Below are 20,504 nucleotides of genomic sequence, written 5' to 3'. Positions count from 1 at the left end.
TTGCCAGCTTACCGTCCGTCCAGTGCCTCAATGACCCCGAGCCCACCTCAAGAAATCTCTCGAACCCCGACCTTGCTATGGACTCGCCGGCGCAAGCTCCGCCGCTAGGTCGCGCACGGCGGTCCGCAGCCCCTCGAACATGGCGAAGTCGACCTTGCTGGCGGCGACGAAGATGCCGAGCCTGCGATTGGGCGAGAGCACGACATAGCTCATGAAACCGCCGAGCCCGCCGCTCTTGCCGAGCAGGAGCGGCACCTTGTCCTTCGGCCGGCTGACGATCCAGCCCAGCCCCATACCCTCTGAATCCGTGGCCTCGACACCGACCAGGCGGGAGAGCCCGTCATGCGGCCGCCAGAGCGCATGCGCGAGCGAGCGTGCCGGCCGCCCGGCCACGTCGTCGGCGAGATGCCAGCGCATCCAGCGCACCATGTCCTCGGCGGTCGTATAGATGCCGGCGCTGGCCTGCATCACCTCGGTGGCGTCCCAGTTCGGATCGGGCTTGCCGAACGGATCGAGGCCGGTCATCAGCCGGGGCTTCTGCGCCTCCGACAGGCGCAGGGCCGTGTCCGCCATGCCGAGCGGCGCGGCGATCCGCTCATGCACCAGCTCGGCGAAGGGTTTGCCGCCGGCCTTGCCGAGCGCCTCGCCAAGTAGGCCGAAGCCGACATTCGAGTAGATCGCCGTGGTCCCGGGCCGATAGGCGGGACGATGGCTGGCGATCCAATCCCAGTAATAGGAAGCCTTGTAGCCAGCGAACGGGTTCCGCTCGCCGGGCAGTGTCGTGGGGTCGGCCAACTCGCGCGGCAGCCCGGCCGAATGGGTCGCGAGATCGAGCAGGGTGATCGGCCGGTCGTCGAAGGCCTGCGGCGCCTTGCCGGGCGGCGCATAGCGGGCGAGCGGCGCGTCGAGCGAAAGCTCTCCTCTCGCAGCCATGGCCGCGAGCACGTCGGTGGCAAACACCTTCGAGACCGAACCGACCCGGACGATCGAACGACCATCCGGCTCCTTACCACTGCCCGGCGCGGTCTCGCCATAGCCAGCGATGAAACTGTCCTCGCCACGGACGACCGCAAGGATCAGGCCCGGTGCGCGGGCATTCAGGAACATCGCGACGCCCGTCATCGCGGCTGCCTCGCGCAGAGCGAGATCCTCGGCAACGGCCGGCCGCTGCCAGCCCATGGTCGACAGCGAGGCGAGCAGGCAGCCAAGGACGAGCCGTGCTGCCTTGTGCGCCGGGACGAGTTCCGGATGCCCGGCGGTGAAGCTGCGGTAGCGATGAAGCGGCATAGGCAAAGCGGGGCTTGTTGATCGGTTTCCGCAGGATTCCGCGCGCGAGCGGAGCGGCAAGCGGAATTCGACCAACGGACATGCCGGTTCGACGAACGGCGCTTTGGGCCGGATTCATCGTGAGAAATCAGTTAATTGGCAGGTTATCCCGGTGACGCCGAATCAAACGCCGACAGTCAAACGCCGAGACGCTGCCGCAGCTCCTGCCGATAGGAGCGCGACACCGGCCAGGCCTCGGCCAGGCGGCCGATCCCGATCGTCCAGCGGTCCCCGGCGCGCCGGTCGAGGCCGTTCACATGCTGCAGGTTAACGATCGCCGTGCGATGGACGCGCAGGAACGACGCTGTCGGCAGGAGCCCGGCCCAGATCGTCAGCGGGCGCAGGTCCAGCACCGTCGAGCCGTCCTGCAGCCAGACCTTCGCATAATCGCGCGCCGATCGGACCCCGAGGATGGCTTGCGGTTCGACGCCGATGATCTGCCCCTGCCGGCGCAGATAGATCAGCGGCGCGAACCCTCTGGAGGAATTGGCAAGCGCTTGCCCACCATGATGGGATCCATAGCGCGCCAGCGCGATCAGCTCGGCACATTGGAACAGTGCCCCGATATCGCTCGCCGACCAGCCGCGGATCGCGCTAGTCGCATCGAAGCCGATGCAGGCACGCAATCGCCCATCGTGGAAGACCGGGACGCTGAGCACGCTCTTGTCGCTCTGTCTGAGCATCTCGACCTGCAGCGGACGGGCCGGGCGCGGCAGCTCGGCGACCCGGTTGATCATCACCGCCCTGCTCTTGACCAGGAACTGGTGGAGCCAAGCGATCATCGTCACCGGCGTGTTCTGCAAATCCTCGACGAAGGACTCAACGCCTTGCCGGCTCCACTCGTGGGTGTTCTGGAAGCGCAGCAGCTCGGCGTCGTATTCGAACATCCAGGCTCGGTCGGCCCCGGCGAGCTCGCCGATCTCGGCCAGTGCTGCGGTGATCGCGATGTCGACCGGCTCCCGCAGCAGCCATCTGGCCATGCGATAGGGCCAGTCCGATCCCGCGGCATCGCCGCAATCGGCGAGCGAGCGGGCTTCATAGGCCGCATCCGGTCCATGGTCGGAGAGGACGTTGTCCTCGGCGCGACCGTGATCCTTTCGCTGCTGGCTCCCGTTCTCACGCACAGCGTTCGCCCTCGTCGGATCGCCGTATTTGGCCGGTCGATGGCGCGCTCGCAACCGAAATGTCGGTGGCCGCTGCCCGGTCGTCGTGCAGTGATGGATATTTACCGGGCAAGCGATCGCGACACCTCGAACCTTCCCGGTGCCCGGAGAGGTTGACATCGGTCGGCTAGATACGTTGATATCAACTCTCATGGAACGATACTGACCGCTTCTGGGGGCCCCGCGGTTATTTTGCCCGACGCCTATCGAAGCCTCTCTCAAAAAGGAGAAGACCATGAAGATCGTGACCAGCTTGAGCTTCCGCGGCCAATGCCGCGAGGCGTTCGAGTTCTACGCCAAGGTTCTCGGCGGAAAGATCACGGCGGCCATGCCTTACGGAGATGCACCGCCCGGCATGGGCATGCCGGCCGACGACAAGTACAAGACCTGGCTGATGCATTGCTGGCTCGAGGTCGGCGACCAGGCGCTGATGGGCGCTGACATGGACCTCGCTTGGGCCTCCAACATCGACAAGCCAAAGAACGGCTTCGACGTCACCTTGCACACCAACGACAAGGCCGAAGGCCAGCGCTGGTTCGACCAGCTCGCCGAAGGCGGCAAGGCGGGGATGCCGTTCAGCGAGACCTTCTGGTCGCCCGGCTTCGGCTCGCTGGTCGACAAGTTCGGCATCCCGTGGATGGTCAACACCATTCCGTCGGGCGACTGGAAGCCGCCGCAGGGCTGATCCCACGCCGCGACAAAAAATCCGCAGCGGCATGTCGGCATCGCCGATGCCGCTGCGTCCTTGGGGTATCGACCGCGCGCGATGTCTCAAGACAGCTCGGGCGGTGCACGGAGCGCCCCGGAGAATCCCATGAATCAGTCCTATCGCTGGGTGATCGTCGCGGCAGGCGGCCTTTTGGGCTGCGTTGCGATCGGCGCCATGTTCTCGCTGCCCGTCTTCCTGCGGCCGATGTCGCAGGATACCGGCTGGTCCGTCACCGGCATCTCGACCGCGATGACGTTCGGTTTCCTCGCCATGGCGGCCGCCAGCATGGTCTGGGGCGGCCTCTCCGACCGCTACGGGCCGCGTCCGGTGGTGCTGACGGGATCGGTCGTGCTGGCTGCCAGCCTGGCGCTCGCCAGCCGCGCCGACTCGCTGATCGAATTCCAGCTCCTCTTCGGCCTCTTCGTCGGTGCTGCGACCGCTGCCGTTTTCGCACCGATGATGGCTTGCGTCACCGGCTGGTTCGACACGCAGCGCGGCCTTGCCGTCTCGCTCGTCTCGGCGGGCATGGGGATGGCGCCGATGACGATGGCGCCGCTCGCGGCCTGGCTGGTTACCGGCCATGACTGGCGCACCGCCATGCAGATCATCGCCGGCATCGCGGCCGTTCTGATGATCCCCGCAGCGCTTCTCGTGCGCCGGCCGCCGGCCCTGGAGGCTGGGGCGCAGGGCGAGGCGATTGCCGATGCGCCGCAATCGGGGATGAGCGTCGGCCAGGCGGTGCGCTCGCCGCAATTCGTCACGCTGATGCTGGCGAACTTCTTCTGCTGCGCCACCCATTCCGGCCCGATCTTCCACACGGTGAGCTATGCCGTGACCTGCGGCATCCCGATGCTCGCGGCCGTGTCGATCTACAGCGTCGAGGGGCTGGCCGGCATGTTCGGCCGCCTCGGCTTCGGTTTGGTCGGCGACCGGTTCGGGGCGCAGCGCGTTCTGGTGATCGGGCTGCTGACGCAGGCCTTCGGCGTGCTCGCCTACGCGTTCGTTGGCCAGCTCGGCGGCTTCTATGCCGTGGCGGTGCTGGTCGGCTTCATCTACGCCGGCACGATGCCGCTCTATGCCGTGATCATTCGCGAGAACTTCCCGCTGAAGATGATGGGAACGATCATCGGCGGCACCGCGATGGCCGGCAGCCTGGGTATGTCGACCGGCCCGCTGCTCGGCGGCCTGATCTACGACCGCTTCGGCACCTATGCGCCGATGTATGTCGGCTCCTGGGTCATGGGTCTGGGAGCGATGCTGATCCTGCTGACCTTCCGGCCATTCCCCAGGAGACAGCCGGAAATGGCGATGGCATAGCGTCTGCCGCCTGCTAGCGCTTGGTCATCTCGATGTCCGGGATCGTCGGCCCGGTCGTGCCCCGCTCGCCATCGACCATCGGTGGCGACGGGTTTCGCGAGATCCGCAGCGCGATATAGATCGCGACGGCCACCGACAGCCCGGTGAGATAGACCAGCATGCCCTGCGGGCCCATGAACTGCATCAGCAAGGTCGCGGCGAGCGGTCCGATCGCCGAACCCGTGCCCCAGAGGAATAGCAACTGCGCCGAGAGCCCGACTGCATGGTCGCGCCCCATCCGGAAATAGGCATGCGTGACCGCAACCGTATAGAGCGGAATGCCGCAGCCGCCGATCAGCGCGAACAAGCCGAAGAGCCAGATCCGGCCATGGGCCGGATCTGCCTGCAGAAGCACCGCGAGCCCAGCGGCGGTAACCGCGACGATGCTGGTGGCGATGAGCATGATCAGCCTGCTGGCGATGCGGTCCGCCAGCAGGCTCATCGGCCATTGCAGCAGGAGCGCGCCGATCTGGATGCCCGCCGTAAGCAGGATGGTGGCGCGCTGATCGAGGCCCGACAGGATGCCGTAAGCGGGGGTCACGCTCGTCAGCGGGCCCCCCACCAGCCCGACATAGAGGCAGCCGACGACTGCAGCCGGCGCTTGCGACCATAGTGTCCGCAACCCGACCGAAACGATCTCGCTCGATTCAGGTCCCCGAGCACGTGTCAGCGCGACGGGGATCAGCGCAAGGGAGAAGGCCATGCTGGCGAAGAGAAAGACGTCCTGCGACTGGATCGCGACATAACCAACGCCGATCTGCGAGCCGATCAGCGCGACGCGGTTGAGGATCTGGTAGATGCCGAAGATGCGCCCGCGTTGCGCCCGATTGGCCTGTCCGCTGATCCAGCTCTCGATGCAGATGCCATGGCCGGCCGCCGCCAGGCCCATGACCAGCCGCGCTAGTCCCCACCATGCCTCCGGCAGCAATGGAAAGCTCAGCGTCGAGACCGCCTGAAGCGCGGCGAACACCGCAAAGCCACGGATATGCCCGACCCGGCGCACGAGCGAGGGATTGACGAAGCAGCCGATCAGGAAGCCGAGCGAATAGGCCGATGCGACGAGGCCGATCAGCAGTGGCGGCTGGCCTGCGATCGCCATCTGCAGCGGCACGACCGTGTTCACGATCGTCCCGGCGACCTGCAGGATCAAGGCACCCGCAACGATTGCGCCGAGCGCGGCGAAAGAACCGCCAGGGGGCTTTGCTGTCACAGCCCGCTCATGTCCAGAAAGCCCATCTCGGCGAGGCTAGCAGGTCGGTTAGCCTCGGAAAAGGCCAGCGGCTCACCCCTTGTGCTTGTCGTCCTCGGCCAGCAGTTCCTTTCGGGCCTTGGCCAACGCCTTGCGCGCCTCGGCATCGACCGTCGGGAATTGCGGGTCGAGCTGCTCGAGGCGATCGACGATCGTCGCTGCCACCAGCAGCCGGGTGAACCATTTGTTGTCGGCCGGTACCACGTGCCAGGGGGCGTGCTCGGTCGCGGTGTTGGCGATCGCGTCCTCGTAGAAGCGCTGATACGAGTCCCAGTGCTTGCGCTCGGCGAGATCGCCGGGCTCGAATTTCCAGTTCTTGTCGGGCTCGTCGATCCGCGCCAGGAACCGCCGCCGCTGCTCGTCCTTCGACAGGTTGAGGAAGAATTTCAGGATCACCGTGCCGTTGCGCGCCAGGTGCTTCTCGAAATCGCGGATGCTCTCGAAGCGCTCGCGCCAGATGTTCTTGCCGATCAGATCGGGTGCCAGTCCCTGTTTCGCCAGCAACTCCTCGTGGACTCGGACGACCAGCACCTCCTCATAATAGGAGCGGTTGAAGATGCCGATCTCGCCGCGCTCGGGCAGCGCGCAGGTGGTGCGCCAGAGGAAGTCGTGCCGAAGTTCGAGCGAGCTCGGGGCCTTGAACGAGGTGACCTCGCAGCCCTGCGGATTGACGCCCGACATGACGTGCTCGATCGTCCCGTCCTTGCCGGCGGTATCGATCGCCTGCAGGATGATGAGGACCGACCAGCGCTTCTCGGCGAAGAGACGCTCCTGCAGATCGCGCAGGCGCTTGACGCCGTTCTGCAGCAGCTCGCGCGCCTCACCCTTGTCGAGATCGAGGCCGCCGGTGTCGGCAGGATCGAAACGCTTCAGACGGAAATCATCGCCATCGGTGACCCTGAAGTGTTCGACCAATCCGTCTTTCAGCATGCCTGGCGTCCCGAGAGGAAGATTGTCCGCCAGTCTGACTTCATGCCGGTGATTGTCCAGCCCTCGGCGCTACCCTTGTCCGGGGACCGAGAAGCAGCAGTTGCGGGCTTCGCCGGCGGCCAGCTGCCGACGAAGCCCCTGTCTCTGCTTACTTGGCGTATTGCTGGATCAGTGCACGCGCGTCCGCGATCAGCTTCTTGCCGTCGGCGCCCTTCGCGCCGACCTCCTTGATCCAGTCCTCCTCGACCGAGGCGGTCGCGTCGACCCAGCGCTTGTACTCGTCCTGGGGCAGGTCATAGAAGACGCCGCCGAGATCGGCCGCCTGCTTCTTGAAGGGCTCGACCACCGCGTCGAAGCCGATCTCGCCAGCCCAGGCCGAGGTCTCCGGGCCGCTATTGGCGTCGATCACCTTCTTCAGGTCGGCCGGCAGGCTGTCGTATTTCGCCTGATTCATCCCGAACAGGAAGATCGTGTTCGAGATGCGCGGCGCTCCCGCCGGCACGTTGAGATGGTATTTGGCGATCTCGGCCAGCTTGATCGACGGCGAGCCCTCCCACGGCACAGCCGCGCCATCGACGACGCCTTTGGCGAGCGATTCCGGCACGGCGGGCAGCGGCATCTGTACCGGCGTTGCGCCCAACGCCGTGAGCATGCGCGAATTGGCGCGCGTCGCAGCCCGGATCTTCAGACCCTTGATGTCTGCCAGGGTCTTCGGCTGCTTGCTGGTGAAGTGGAAGAGCGCGCCGTCATGCACGTGCATGAAGATGCGCTTGACGCCCTTGAACTCGTCCTCGGCATTCTTCTCGACATAATCCCAGAAGGCGCGGCTGCCGGCCTTGGCCGTCACCACCATCCAGGGCAGTTCGAAGACTTCGGACTTGGCGAACCGTCCGGAGGCATAGGTCGGCACGGTCCAGATCGCGTCGACGACGCCGTCGCGCACCTGGTCGAAGAGCTGCGCCGGCGTGCCGCCGAGCTGCATCGCCGGATAGATCTGGCATTTGAGCTTGTCGGCCGATTCCTTGGCGATCTTGTCACACCAGGGCTGGATCAGCTTGACCTGCGCACTCGAGGTCGAGGGCAGGAAATGATGGACGCGTATGATGACCTGCTGCGCCGAGGCCTGTGTCGCCGCCATCAGGCCTGCCAACCCGCCGACAGCCAACAGGCCGCTGCGAAACCGGTTGAGGATGGATGTCCGTTGCTTGCTCATGCTGCACCTCCCTGTGTGGTTGTTGTCTGCTTCTTGGTGAACTGTCTCACAGCGCCCCGAACGCCTTGACCAGAACGAGCGAGATCGAAGGGAACGCGACAAGGACGACGATGCGGACGAGGTCCGAGGCGAGGAAGGGCATCACGCCCTTGAAGGTCTCGACCAGCGGCACGTCCTTGGCCAGGCGGTTGATGATGTAGACATTCATGCCGACCGGCGGATGCACCAGGCCGATCTCGACCACCATCAAGGCGAGGATGCCGAACCAGATCGACTTGTCCTCGACCGACATGCCGTAGAAATCGAGCCCGATGATCATCGGATAGAAGATCGGGATCGTCAGGAGGATCATCGCCAGCGAGTCCATGACGCAGCCGAGCAGGATGTAGATCACGAGGATCATCGCCAGCACGAAAAGCGGTGCGAGGCCGCTGTCTTTGACCCAACCCGCGAGCTCCGCCGGCATCTGCGACAGGGCCAGCGCGGTGTTCAGCATGTCGGCACCGAGCAACACCAGGAGGATCATCGCCGTCGCCTGCGCCGTGCCGAGCGCGCTGTCGATCAGGCCGCGCAGCCGCATGCCGCCGCTGACCACCGCGATCGCGCCGCAGGCCGCCGCGCCGATCGCGGCCGCCTCGGTCGGTGTCGCCCAGCCGCCATAGATGCCGACGATGACGATCACGAAGACGAGGATCACCGGGAGCACGCCGGCGAGGACCTTGAGCCGCTCCGGCCACGGCACGCGCGGGCCAGCCGGTCCCGCCTCCGGATTGCGACGCACGACCAGTTGCACCACGAACATGTAGCCGAACATCGCGATCAAGCCGGGCAGGACGGCCGCCATGAACAGCTTGCCGATCGATTCCTGGGTCAGGATCGCGTAGATCACCAGCGGTACCGAAGGCGGGATCATGATGCCGAGCGTGCCGCCGGCCGCAAGGGCGCCGGTCGCCAGGCTTCCCGAATAGCGGTAGCGGCGTAGCTCCGGCAGCGCGACCTGGCCCATCGTCGCCGCGGTCGCGAGCGACGAGCCGCAGATCGCGCCGAAACCGGCGCAGGCTCCGATCGCCGCCATGGCGACGCCGCCGCGGCGATGGCCGATGAAGGCATTCACGCACTTGAAGAGGCTGGCCGACAGGCCACCATGGGTGGCGAACTGCCCCATCAGCAGGAACAGCGGAATGACCGTCAGATCATAGTTCGATAGGCGGGCATAAGGGATGGATTTCAGGATGTTGAGCCAGGGCGCCCAATTGCCGTCCATCAGGTAGACATAGCCACCCGAGCCCGCGACGAACATCGCGATGCCGATCGGCACGCGGAATGTCATCAGCGCGAGCAGACCTGCGAAGATCGTGAAGCCGATCGAGATCCCGCTCATCGACGGGTCTCCTCGCGGCGCGCCGCTTCCTGGACATGGCGCGTCGCCATGTAGAAGCCCGCCAGCGCCAGCAGCGCAAAGCCCGGGACCATGGCGATCTGCGCCCACCAGACCGGGATATCGAGGATCGCGGAGGTTTCACCCGATTCCAGGGTGCCGATCGCGCCGACGTAGACGCGCCAGGTCAGCACGGCGCCGACGAGCCCGACCAGGAGCGAGCCGAAGGCATCGAGCAGGTGATTGACCCAGGGCGGTGCCGCCGCCGTGAAGAAATCGACCTTCACGTCACCATGGTTGAGATGGCAATAGGCGAAGAAGGCAGCGGACGCGGCCGCCGCGATCATCTGCAGGAGCTCGACATCGCCGGGCACGGGAGCGGACAGGAGCTTGCGGCCGACGATCGAGACGATCGACATGCCGACGAGGCCGACGAACGCCAGCCCCCCTGTGACCGCCAGCACCTTCGAGACGGCCAGCAGCACACGCCCGGACGCCCCGAAGGCAATCGGATCATTCGCTACCTCGCCCGGCACGGCTTCCTGCATCGGCTTTCTTCCCCTTGTTGGTCATCGTCGCGCTTGTCTCCGCGCGTCTGGTCGTCAGGCGGCTCGCTCCGCCATTGTCATCATGTGCGGAGGGCTTTGGCCTGCGCCTTCACCCCACGGGTTCTTCGGTCAGCTTTCGCGTCTCGAAGAGTTATTTCACATGTTAAATAAAATGCAGCCCGAAAATCAAGAAAGGCCACCGCACCGCCTGCCGTTGCCAAGTTCGGCGCGTAGCTCGGAGTGCCTGCTGCACGGATCCGCTTCATCACGCTGCCTGCTCCGCCATCTTCACCAAGGCGTAGAGGGTAGCCGTCCGCGGGACCGCGATCCCGTGTGTCCCGGCGGCGCGAACGACCGCGCCGTTCAAGGTCTCGATCTCAGTCTGGCGTTTTGCCAGCAGGTCCTGGAGCATCGAGGGCTTGTGCCCGCCATGATGGTCGAGCGCGTGATTGATCGTTGCGTGGGCGCGCTCGAGCGAAACCGCGAGCCCTTCGGCCTGCGCGACAGCCAGAACCTCATCCGCGACGGCATGCGCGAGCTGGCGCCCTTCGGCCGCGCTCCCGAGAGCCCCGACCGTGCGCTGCGTCACCGCACACAGGCTGTTCAGCGCGCTGTTGAAGGCGACCTTCTCCCAGATCGCGACGACGGCATCCGGATCGACCTCGCAAGGCAGTCCGGCCGCATTCAGCGCCGCAGCGAGCGCTTCAAGGGCGCCATCGCTACCGCCATTGGCCATGACCATTCGGGTCTTGCTCTCGCCATGCGAAGAGACCTCGCCGGGCGCAACGAGATCGGCCGGCACAGTGGTCATTCCGATGGCGATGCGCGATGGATCGGCGAAGGCCGCGAGCTTCTCGGCATTTCCGAGACCGTTCTGCAGGCTGAGCACGCGCATCTGCGGCCCGATCAGATGCCGGACCGACTCGAGCGCTGCCTGCGTATGCATCGCCTTGGTGAAGACGATCAGCCATTCGGGTGACGTCGTCGCCTCGTCCGGCCGCATGATCGGGATTGCAAGCCGCCGCTCACCGGCGTCGTTCCGGAGCAGCAGGCCGCGCTCGCGTACCGCGGCAATCTGGGCTTCGCTGACATCGAGCAGCTCGACGGCGTGCCCGGCTTCGGCCAGAAGCCCGCCGAAAAGCGAGCCCATCGCACCGGCACCCAGAATGGAGATCCGGATCGCGCTCATCTCCCGCGCCTAGAACGGGTAGTGGCGCGGCGCGGTCTGCAGCGTCAGCCAGCGCAGTTCGGTGAAGGCGTCGATGCCGGCGCGCCCGCCGAAGCGGCCATAGCCGCTGTTCTTGACGCCGCCGAACGGCATCTGTGCCTCGTCATGCACGGTCGGGCCGTTGACATGGCAGATGCCGGATTCAATGCGGCTCGCCACGCGCCAGCCACGCGCCGTGTCGCCCGTGAACACCGCGGCCGAAAGCCCATAGGGATTGTCGTTGGCGCAGGCGATCGCCGCTTCCTCGCCATCGACACGGACGATCGCCTTGACCGGGCCGAAGCTCTCTTCGCCATAGATCCGCATCGCCGGCGTGACGTGATCGAGCAGCGTCGCCGGGAACAATGTCGTATCCGCCTTGCCGCCACAGACGAGCGTCGCGCCCTTCGCCAGCGCATCGTCGATCAGGGCGTTGCAGCGCTCGACCGCCTTCATGTCGACGACCGAGCCGAGCACCACCGGGCCCTGGCGCGGATCGCCAAGCGGCAGGCTCGTTGCCTTAGTGGCAAGCCGCACGACGAAGTCGTCGGCGATGCTGCTGTCGACCACGATCCGTTCGGTCGACATGCAGATCTGGCCGGAATTGGCGAAGGCTCCGAAGGCGATGCCGGCAACTGCCGCATCGAGATCGGCATCGTCGAGGACGAGCGCCGGGGCCTTGCCGCCGAGCTCCAGCACCACCGGCTTCAAATGCTCGGCGCAGAGCTTCGCGATGATCCGGCCGACATGGGTCGAGCCGGTGAAATTGACCCGCCTGACCGCCGGATGCGCGACCATCGCCGCGACGACCTCGGCGGCATCCTCCGGCGCGTTGGTGACGAAGTTGACGACGCCATCAGGCAACCCCGCCTCCTGCAGCGCCGCGATGATCAGCCCATGCGTGCGCGGGCAGAGCTCCGAGCCCTTCAGGACCACCGTGTTGCCGCAGGCGAGCGGCACGGCGATGGCGCGCGTGCCGAGGATGATCGGCGCATTCCACGGCGCCATGCCGAGCACGACACCCGCCGGCTGGCGCACCGCCAAAGCGAGGCTGCCGGGCACATTGGACGGAATGACCTCACCGCTGATCTGCGTCGTCAGCGCGGCGGCCTCGATCAGCATGTCGGCGGCAAGGTGGACGTTGAAACCGGCCCAGATGGCGGACGCGCCGGTCTCGGCCGACATCGCAGAGGTGAAATCGGCGGCCCGTGCCTCAAGTGCATGCGCGCCCTTGACCAACAGTTCGCGGCGCTTGGCCGGCGGCGTTTGCGACCAGCTCGGGAAAGCACGGGCGGCGGCATCGACGGCCGCGCGGGCATCATCCACTGTGGCCGCGGCAGCGCGGCTCGCGACGGAGCCGTCGAGCGGGTTGCGGCGCTCGAAGACGCGTCCCCCGGTGGCCGCAGCCGCTTTGCCGTCGATCAGGAGGTTGACGATGTCGGCGCTGTCGCTGGCTGTTGTCATCTCGGTCCTCGCAAGGTCAGGCAATCACGATGTCGATCAGGTTCGGGCCCGAAGCCCCGAATGCGGCGCGCAGGCGCGGGGCGAGATCCTCGGGACGCTCGACACGCTCGCCCGGCACGCCCTGCCCACCCGCCAGCTGCGCGAAGTCGATGCCGGGCAGCTCGGTCCCGGCCGGCTTGTCGTTCGGCGCGTAACCGAAGACCGGGGCGAATTCCTGCAGCGCCGCATAGCGGCGATTGTTGAGGATCAGGAAGGTGATCGGCAGGTCCAGCTGCGCGGCGCTATAAAGCGCCTGGATCGAATAGAGGCTCGAGCCGTCGCCGATCAGCGCGATCGTCCGCCCCGGCTGCTTCATGCGCTGGCGCGCGAGTGCGACACCGACCGCCGCTGGCATGCTGTGTCCGAGCCCGCCGCTCGCCATGGTGTAGAAACTGTCGGCGCCACTCATCGGCAGATAGGCCTGGATCGTCGCGCGCGTGCTCGGCGCCTCCTCGACGACGACGTCGTCAGAATGGCGTTCCCGATCGATCACCGACAGCGCGTAGGCCGCCGACATCGGCACGCCGGGTGACGGTGTCCGCGGGACGGGGCGGGAGAGCGCCGCCTCGCGCCCTTGGTTAGGAGTGCTCGCGGCAAGCAGCGCACGCACCGCCAGATCGAGGCTGGCGACGACGCTGTCGCCGACCGGCGCCCAGGCCGCCTGCTGCGGATCGTCGACGATTTGGGCGAGCTCAGCGCCCTCCGGAATATGCGGCCCGTTGCCCTCGACATGGTAGGTGAAGGCGGGCGCGCCCAGCACCAGGATGAAGTCGTGCGGGGCGAGGCGCTCGACGATCCGCTCGCGCATCGCCGGCAGGAAGCCGCAGAACTGGGCGTGGCGCTCCGGGAAGCCGCAGCGCGCGCACATCGGCGCGACATAGATCGAAGCCTGGTGGCGCTCGGCGAGCGCGACGACGTCGTCGACGGCCTGGTCACGCGCGACGCCGGCGCCGACGACGAAGGCGGGGCGCCTGCTGGCGTTGAGGCGCTCAGCGACCGCTGCGATCGCGTCCGGAGCTGGCGCCAGCGCCTGGCTGACCCGGCGCGGCACGACGAACTCGCTCGGCTGATCCCAGTCATCGGCCGGGATCGAGATGAAGACCGGGCCGCGCGGCGGCTGCATCGCGATGTGATAGGCCCGCGCCAGAGCGAGCGGCAGGTCGGCGCCGCGGGCCGGCTCGATCGCCCATTTGACGTAAGGTTTTGGCAGCTCGGTCGCCTGCACCGAGGCGAGGAACGGGTCGAAAGGCAGGATCGAGCGCGCCTGCTGGCCGGCGGTGATCAGCAGCGGCGTCTGGTTCTTGAACGCCGTGAAGATGTTGCCCATCGCATGGCCGACGCCGGCGGCAGAGTGCAGGTTGACCAGCGCGGCATTGCGCGTCGCCTGGGCATAGCCGTCGGCCATGCCGACCACGACCGCTTCCTGCAGGCCGAGCACATAGCGGAAGTCCTCGGGATACTCTCGGAACATCGGCAGCTCGGTCGAGCCGGGATTACCGAAGACCGTGTCGATCTGAAGCTGGCGCAGCAGGTCCAGCACGGCTTCCCGGACGGTGAGGCGGGCTGAGGATGATGTGGTGTCGGCTGGCATGCGCGTCCCTCGGATCGGAGGGCACTTTGGCGATGCGACTGCCATTGCTCAATTAGATGAAGCGACTAAGTATTATAAGCATGGCGAATATCGATGCGATCGACCTGAACCTGCTGAGACTGTTCGATGCGGTCTATCGCACCCGCAATGTCAGCCGCGCGGCCGAGGAGCTCGGCCTCTCGCAACCTGCCACGAGCCAGGCCCTGACCCGCTTGCGCCTGCTGTTGCGCGACCCGCTGTTCGAGCGCGTCGCCGGCGGCGTGCGCCCGACCGCCCGCTCCGAGCGCCTGGCGCATTCGGTCCAGGCCGGGCTGGCGCTGCTCGAAGCAGGCCTGAAGGAGGACGAAAGCTTCGATCCGGCGACGACGGATGCCGAGCTGCGCCTGCATCTCAGCGATATCGGCGAGGGGCGCTTCCTGCCGCCGCTGATGACCACCTTCCGCGAGATCGCGCCAAACCTGCGCATCACCTCGCGCGCCTGGCCGCCGGAGGCGATTTCCGAGGCCCTGGACAATGGCCAGCTTCACTTCGCGCTGGGTTTTCTCCCCACCGTCAGCGATTCCGCCCAGGCCGAGATGCTGACCGATCGCTACCAGATCTTCGTTCGCGCCGGGCACCCGGTCACACGCCAGGCCGTCGACGGCGCCTTGAGCGCCGACGCTATCGCCCGGCTGGACTTCGTCTCCGTGCGCTCACACGCCCAGACGCAGCGGATCCTGGAGATGCTGCATCTCGACCCGCGCATCCGCCTGGTCGTTTCCAGCTTCACGGCGCTGCCGCCGATCATCCGGGCCACCGATCTCGCCGTCCTCATGCCGCGCCAGATCGGCCTCGGCCTCGAGCCGGTCAGCGCCTTCGCATTGCTCGAACCGGCCTTGCCACAGCGCGATTTCAGCGTGGCACTGCATTGGAGCCGGCGCCACGCGCAGAACGCCATGCTGCGCTGGGCGCGCGGGATCATCTTGGGCCTGTTCAGGGACACTCAGCGATTGGAGCCCACAGGCTCGGCCGACGGCTAAGGCCGCCGGCCGTGCTGCGGCAACGGGTTGTCAGATCTGCTGCAGCCCGCGATAGCGCGCGAAGACGTTCTGCCTGCCGGCAGAGAACACCACGACCTCGTAGGTGTCGGGCGCCTGTCCGGGCACTTCCATGCCGGGCGAGCCGACCGGCATGCCCGCGACGGCAAGGCCCGTCACCTTCGGCCGCTCGGCGAGCAGGCGCTTGATCGCCTCGGCCAGCACATGGCCCTCCACGACATAGCCGCCGACTTCGACGGTGTGACAGGAGGCGAGCGCATCGGGCACGCCGAGCCTCAGCTTGAGCGGCGCGACATCCGCGACCTCGACCACCTCGACCGGGAAGCCGGCGGCCTTCACATGCGTGACCCAGTTGCCGCAGCAGCCGCAGTTCGGATCGCGCGTGACGATCATCTTCGGCAAGGTCTCGGCGGCGCTCGCCGGGCGCGACAGCCCGAATGCGGCGGCGCCAAACAACAGGCCGCGGCGGGAGAGGGTGAACTCGTTTGCCATATCCCGTCTCAACCGACCAGTTCCGCGCTCGGCGTATAGCCGGCCGCAGTGATGGCCGACCTGATCGCAGCGGCATCGGCGCCGCCTTGCACGCTGACCAACTTCGAGCCCGGGTCCGCGGTGACGGAGGTGCCGGGAATCCGGCCTTCGATCGCTTGCTTGATCGTGCCGGCGCAATGGCCGCAAGTCATGTCCTCGACGCGAAAGCTGACCGCCCCGTTCGGGGCCGATGCTGCGACCGAGTTCGCGGTCGAATGCTGCTGGCAGGAGCACATGGCTGCAATGTCCTTCGTTTGACGATTGCAGCAGCCTGCACCTTCCCACCATGGCAAGGTCAAGCGGCTTTCGCTCGACCCCGCACAGGTGCTGATGCTTCCGACGAAGCCTATGCCGGCAGCCAGCGAAGCGCGCGCCGCGACAGGTTCAAGGTCGCCTGGCTGCCGCTCTCACGCAGCTCGCTGCCTGATTGGAACGGCATGTCGACCGCGACCTCGGTGCTGCCGATGCGAACGCCGTAGCGGATGCTCGCGCCGAGGAATTCGCGATGCGTTATCGTGCAGGGTAGCCCGAGAGCGTCCTCGCCCGCCTCTCCGCCGGCTGCCGCGAAGGTTGCATGCTGAGGACGGAAGACCAGCGTCGGGTTCTCCGGCAGCTTCACCGTCTCCGTGATCGGAACTGTCACGCCGCCCTCGACCTCGAAGGCGCGAGCGCCGCCGTTGCCGACGACGCGGCCCTTCAGGATGTTGGCGGTGCCGAGGAAGCCGGCGACGAAGAGGTTGGCGGGGCGCTCGTAGAGCTCCATCGGCGTGCCGACCTGCTGGACGATGCCGTCGTTCATCACGGCGATGCGGTCGCAGATCGTGTTCGCCTCTTCCTGGTCGTGGGTGACGAAGATCGTGGTTAGGCCGAGCCGCTGCTGCAGGTCGCGCAGCTCGCGGCGGACCTGGACGCGCATCTTGGCGTCGAGATTGGAGAGCGGCTCGTCGAGCAGCAGGACCTTCGGCTCGATCGCGACGGTGCGTGCCACCGCGACGCGCTGCTGCTGGCCGCCCGAAAGCTGGGAAGGCCGCCGGTCGGCGAGATGAGCGAGGCCGACGAGGCCGAGTGCCGTCTCGACGCGCCGCTCAACCTCGGCGCGCTTCACGCCACGCTCCTCGAGGCCGAAGGCGACGTTGCGGCGTACCGTCATATGCGGCCAGAGCGCATAGGACTGGAAGACCATGCCGACATCGCGCTTCCAGGGCGGCAGGTCGGTGATGTCCCTGCCGCCGATCTGGACATGACCGGTATCGGCCTGGTTGAAGCCGGCGATCAACCGCAGCAGCGTGGTCTTGCCGCAGCCGGACGGGCCGAGGAAGGCGAAGAACTCGCCCGGCTCGATCGCGAGATTGACGTTCTTGAGCACATGGTTGGTGCCGTAGGACAGGTTGACGCCTGCGATATCGACGGAGACCGCCGGCGTGGTCAGGGAGACAGGTGCGTTCATGGTCAGTGGCCCAATCCTTTGGCCTTCTGGCTGCGTTCGATGATGAGATGGGAGAGGAAGGTGCAGGCGGCGACGAGGATGACCGCGACGACGCCGAGCGCCGCTCCCGGACCACGGCCGGCCGCCGACTGCATGAAGACGTAGAGCCCATAGGCCAGCGGCGCGTCGGAGTTCGATTGCACCAGCATCAGCGTCGCCGAGAGCTCGACCGCCGCCGTCGAGAACGAGGTGACGAAGCCGGCAAGGATGCCGCCGGCCATCAAGGGCACGACGACGCGGCGTACCGTCCGCGACTTGGTGGCGCCGAGGTTCTCGGCAGCCTCCTCCAGCGAGACCGAGATCTGCTGGAGCGCCGCATAGCAGGCCCGCAGCGCATAGGGCAGGCGCCGGATCGCGAGCGCCAGCACGATGGTGATCCAGAGCGAGGCCAGGGGCGTACCGTCCGGCAGGGTGACCCCGTAGAACGTCCTGAGATAGCCGATGCCGAGCACGACGCCGGGGATGGCGAGTGCCGCCGAGGCCATCCAGTCGAGCCATTCGCGCCCGATCAGCTTGGTGCGCAGAACGAGATAGGCGATGGCGACGCCGAGCACGATGTCGATGCCACCGGCGAGGCTGGCATAGATCAGCGTGTTCTTGATGTAGACCGAGCTCTCGCCGAAGACGCGGCCGTAATGGGCGAGCGTATAGGCGTCGGGCAGCGGCGCGAACGACCAGATCGTGGCGAAGGAGAGCAGCAGCAGGCCGAGATGCGGCGCCAGCACCAGCGCCAGGATCAGGATGACGACGCCATAGCCGAGCACCGCCTCCCACGGCGTCATCACCCGCCTGGCGAGACCGCCGCCGCCGCGCTGGGTGGTGGCGTAGTCGCGGTCCTTCAGGGCCCGCGCAGACAGCCACATGGCGGCGACCGAGGCGACGATCAGCACGACGGAAATGACGTAGCCCATCGGATCGGCGATGCCGATCGAGGTGACGCGTAAGTAGGCCTGCGGCGCCAGCATGTCCTTGACGTTGAGCAGCAGCGGCGTGGCGAGATCGTCAAAAACCTTGACGAAGACCAGCGAGGCGCCGGCGAGATAGCCCGGCATGGCGAGCGGGAAGACGATGCGCCGGAACAGGCGGAAGCCCGACGAGCCGAGATTCTGCGCCGCCTCCTCCATCGCCCGGTCGACATTGCGCAGCGCCGCCGAGAGGTTGATCAGGATGAAGGGAAAATAATGGATCGACTGGACGAAGATGACGCCGTTCAGGCCTTCCATGAAGTCGATCTTGAAGCCGAACCAGTCGTCGAGCAGCAGGTTGACCGAGCCGTTGCGGCCGAAGAAGAGCTGCATCGCGACCGCGCCGACGAAGGGCGGCATGATCAGCGGCAGGAAGCCGAGCGTCTGGACCAGCGCCGCGCCGCGGAAGACGAAGCGCGTGGTGAGGTAAGCCAGCGGCAGGGCGAAGACCGAGGCCCAGACCACCGACATCGCTGAGACGTAGAAGGAGTTCCACAGCGAGCGCATGAACAGCTCGGTGCGGAAGAAATCGTAGAAGTTGACCAGCGTGAAGGTCGAGGTGCCCTTCTCGGTGAAGGCGACGTAGATCACCGTCGCCACCGGCAGCACCAGGAACATCAGCAGGAAGGCGGCGATGGCGAGCGCCAGCGCGATCTGGCCGGGCGTAGCGGCGAAGCGTCGGGCGCGCGGCGGCGTCAAAGTGGGAACAGCGGTCATGATGAGCCTTGCAACAGGGCGTCATGCCCGGGTTTGACCCGGGCATCTCCGGACAGCTGGCGTAGCTTCAACGGAGCCATATCCGGCATGAGTTTCCCGGGCCGGCGCATATGCGCCGCCCGAGAATGACGGTCCGCTACTTCGCCGCCTTCAACGCTTCGTCCGCCTTGGCCTTGGCCTTGGCGTAATTGTCGCGAGCGAAGCTCGCCCACTGGCTCTCGATCTCGGCCTGGCGGGCGCCCTTCTCCTTGGCGCCGGTGAAGGCGCCGCGCAGCTCAGGACTCCCGGCCTGCACCTGGGTGACCGGCAGTGCAGCGACCAGTGCGCGGGCTTCGTCGGCGAGCGCCTTGGCCTGCGGGTTCGGCTTCTTGGCGAGCGCCGCGTCGAGCTCGTGCAAGGTCTTGGTCACGCCCTTCAGCGCATCGAGCTGGAAGGAGATCAGCTGATCGAACAGCGTATCGACCACGGCGGTGCGGGCTTCCGACTTGTCGACGTCGAAGCCGATCATCTTCTGGAAGCGCGGATCGGTGAAGGGGTTGGGGTAGTCGGCCCCGGCCTTGGCGTAGACCTCCGGGTTAACCGGCAGGCGGCGGATGCCGGGATCGAGCAGAACCTCCTGGCCCGCTGGCGAGAGCAGGAACTCGATGAAGGCCTCGGCGGCGGCCTTGTTCGGCGAGTTGGCGATGATGCCGACATTGGCCGGAACGACGGTGGTCACGGTCGGGTAGACGAACTTGACCGGAAAGCCCGACGCCTGCGCCGAGAAGGCGAAGAAGTCGATGACGATGCCGACGCCGACCTGGCCGGAATTGACCGCCTCCGGCACGCCGAAGGAGCGATCGGTGATCGAGCGGAAATTGCCGGCCATCTCCTTGAGGATGCGCCAGCCCTTCTCCCAGCCCTCGCCCTGCAGGATGGTCTCGACGGTCAGGTGCGTGGTGCCGGAGCGGGCGGGCGAGGCAATCGAGACATGGTCGTAGAACACCGGCTTTGCGAGGTCCTGCCAGTCCTTGGGCTCGGGCAGCTTGTTCGCCTTGGCGTAGCGGTCATTCCACATGATGCCGTAGCCGGACGCGGCGAAGCCGAAATAGAAGCCGGCGGGATCGTTGATCGGATAGGAGCCGATCTTCTCGGGGATGCCGGTCGCCTTCGGCTTGTAGGCGGCGAGCAGCTTCTTACCCTTCAGCACCTCGAAGGCATCCGGCGCCGAAGCCCAGAACAGGTCGACCTGGTTGTTGGCCTTGGTCTCCTCGACATATTTCACGCCGGCATTGGTGTTGCGGTTCTGGACTTCAAGCGTGACGCCCGGAACGGCCTTCTCGAAGGCCTTCTTGAACGGGTCGGTGACGTCCTTCGAGAACGAGGTGACGACCGTGACCTTGCCCGACGGCGCCTGCGCCAGGGCGATGGTCGCGAGCGAGGCGCTCAGCGACAGGCCAAGAGTGGCCGCGAGCGCGACCCTGCGATTGAGCATGACTTCCTCCCGAATAGTCTCTTCAGTTCGGCGTCGAGGCCGATGCTCCCGGTCAGCAACTATGGTGCCAACCGGGAGCGTCCCTGATTCCATTCGGAATTTCGTCAGCCGGCTCCAAAAG

Annotated in this window: 18 protein-coding genes; 3 read left to right on the top strand and 15 right to left on the bottom strand. The window is 66.5% G+C overall.

What is annotated here, in order from left to right; genetic code table 11:
- Positions 1-75 precede the first annotated feature (75 nt).
- Together ampH and ACSQ3M_RS27335 are read right to left on the bottom strand one after the other, a co-directional pair.
- A complete protein-coding gene (gene ampH, locus ACSQ3M_RS27340; RefSeq protein ID WP_436153233.1) occupies positions 76-1,287 on the bottom strand; it encodes a D-alanyl-D-alanine-carboxypeptidase/endopeptidase AmpH in 1,212 nt (403 codons plus the stop codon).
- Between the two features lie 176 nt (positions 1,288-1,463).
- Positions 1,464-2,450: a LytTR family transcriptional regulator DNA-binding domain-containing protein gene (locus tag ACSQ3M_RS27335; RefSeq protein WP_436153232.1), complete on the bottom strand. Its 987-nt coding sequence runs from the start codon at positions 2,448-2,450 to the stop codon at positions 1,464-1,466.
- Positions 2,451-2,724: 274 nt separating this feature from the next.
- On the opposite strand from ACSQ3M_RS27335, the gene ACSQ3M_RS27330 reads away from it, so the two are divergent.
- Both ACSQ3M_RS27330 and ACSQ3M_RS27325 read left to right on the top strand, forming a co-directional pair.
- Positions 2,725-3,174, top strand: coding sequence for a VOC family protein (locus ACSQ3M_RS27330; protein ID WP_436153231.1), 450 nt, complete (start codon positions 2,725-2,727; stop codon positions 3,172-3,174).
- 129 nt (positions 3,175-3,303) lie between these two features.
- A complete protein-coding gene (locus ACSQ3M_RS27325) occupies positions 3,304-4,515 on the top strand; it encodes an MFS transporter (RefSeq protein ID WP_436153230.1) in 1,212 nt (403 codons plus the stop codon).
- 13 nt (positions 4,516-4,528) lie between these two features.
- On the opposite strand, the gene ACSQ3M_RS27320 is transcribed toward ACSQ3M_RS27325, so the two are convergent.
- The 8 genes from ACSQ3M_RS27320 to mdlC all read right to left on the bottom strand — a co-directional run bounded on the left by ACSQ3M_RS27320 (position 4,529) and on the right by mdlC (position 14,173).
- Entirely contained in the window at positions 4,529-5,764 is a 1,236-nt protein-coding gene (locus ACSQ3M_RS27320) for an MFS transporter (RefSeq protein ID WP_436153229.1), read from the bottom strand.
- Positions 5,765-5,836: 72 nt separating this feature from the next.
- A complete protein-coding gene (locus ACSQ3M_RS27315; protein ID WP_436153228.1) occupies positions 5,837-6,733 on the bottom strand; it encodes a polyphosphate kinase 2 family protein in 897 nt (298 codons plus the stop codon).
- Between the two features lie 148 nt (positions 6,734-6,881).
- Complete coding sequence (locus ACSQ3M_RS27310) at positions 6,882-7,946, bottom strand: TRAP transporter substrate-binding protein (protein ID WP_436153227.1); 1,065 nt, start codon at positions 7,944-7,946, stop codon at positions 6,882-6,884.
- A 46-nt stretch (positions 7,947-7,992) separates the two neighbouring features.
- Positions 7,993-9,327: a TRAP transporter large permease gene (locus ACSQ3M_RS27305; RefSeq protein ID WP_436153226.1), complete on the bottom strand. Its 1,335-nt coding sequence runs from the start codon at positions 9,325-9,327 to the stop codon at positions 7,993-7,995.
- Positions 9,324-9,872, bottom strand: coding sequence for a TRAP transporter small permease (locus tag ACSQ3M_RS27300; protein WP_436153225.1), 549 nt, complete (start codon positions 9,870-9,872; stop codon positions 9,324-9,326). The genes ACSQ3M_RS27305 and ACSQ3M_RS27300 overlap by 4 nt, the downstream gene beginning before the upstream one ends.
- 265 nt (positions 9,873-10,137) lie before the next feature.
- Positions 10,138-11,061, bottom strand: coding sequence for a ketopantoate reductase family protein (locus ACSQ3M_RS27295; protein ID WP_436153224.1), 924 nt, complete (start codon positions 11,059-11,061; stop codon positions 10,138-10,140).
- 9 nt (positions 11,062-11,070) lie between these two features.
- Positions 11,071-12,543 carry an aldehyde dehydrogenase gene (locus tag ACSQ3M_RS27290; protein WP_436153223.1) on the bottom strand — a complete coding sequence of 491 codons (1,473 nt, stop codon included), beginning with the start codon at positions 12,541-12,543 and terminating at the stop codon, positions 11,071-11,073.
- 16 nt (positions 12,544-12,559) lie between these two features.
- A complete protein-coding gene (gene mdlC, locus ACSQ3M_RS27285) occupies positions 12,560-14,173 on the bottom strand; it encodes a benzoylformate decarboxylase (RefSeq protein WP_436153222.1) in 1,614 nt (537 codons plus the stop codon).
- Between the two features lie 80 nt (positions 14,174-14,253).
- Here mdlC and ACSQ3M_RS27280 point away from each other — a divergent pair, with 80 nt between their 5' ends.
- Complete coding sequence (locus tag ACSQ3M_RS27280) at positions 14,254-15,192, top strand: LysR family transcriptional regulator (protein WP_436153221.1); 939 nt, start codon at positions 14,254-14,256, stop codon at positions 15,190-15,192.
- Between the two features lie 30 nt (positions 15,193-15,222).
- Here ACSQ3M_RS27280 and ACSQ3M_RS27275 read toward each other — a convergent pair whose 3' ends face one another.
- The 5 genes from ACSQ3M_RS27275 to ACSQ3M_RS27255 form a co-directional block, all read right to left on the bottom strand.
- Complete coding sequence (locus ACSQ3M_RS27275; RefSeq protein ID WP_436153220.1) at positions 15,223-15,702, bottom strand: DUF411 domain-containing protein; 480 nt, start codon at positions 15,700-15,702, stop codon at positions 15,223-15,225.
- 8 nt (positions 15,703-15,710) lie between these two features.
- Positions 15,711-15,977 (bottom strand): heavy-metal-associated domain-containing protein, encoded by a 267-nt coding sequence (locus ACSQ3M_RS27270; RefSeq protein WP_436153219.1) that lies wholly within the window; start codon positions 15,975-15,977, stop codon positions 15,711-15,713.
- A 110-nt stretch (positions 15,978-16,087) separates the two neighbouring features.
- A complete protein-coding gene (locus ACSQ3M_RS27265; RefSeq protein WP_436153218.1) occupies positions 16,088-17,188 on the bottom strand; it encodes an ABC transporter ATP-binding protein in 1,101 nt (366 codons plus the stop codon).
- Positions 17,189-17,190: 2 nt separating this feature from the next.
- Entirely contained in the window at positions 17,191-18,909 is a 1,719-nt protein-coding gene (locus ACSQ3M_RS27260) for an ABC transporter permease (RefSeq protein WP_436153217.1), read from the bottom strand.
- Between the two features lie 136 nt (positions 18,910-19,045).
- Positions 19,046-20,383, bottom strand: a complete 1,338-nt coding sequence (locus ACSQ3M_RS27255) for an ABC transporter substrate-binding protein (protein WP_436153216.1) — start codon at positions 20,381-20,383, stop codon at positions 19,046-19,048.
- Positions 20,384-20,504 lie beyond the last annotated feature (121 nt).

Origin of the sequence: Allobosea sp. LjRoot90, from assembly GCF_964254315.1 — a bacterium.
Classification (GTDB): domain Bacteria; phylum Pseudomonadota; class Alphaproteobacteria; order Rhizobiales; family Beijerinckiaceae; genus Allobosea.
This window is presented reverse-complemented; position numbering and strand designations above follow the sequence as displayed.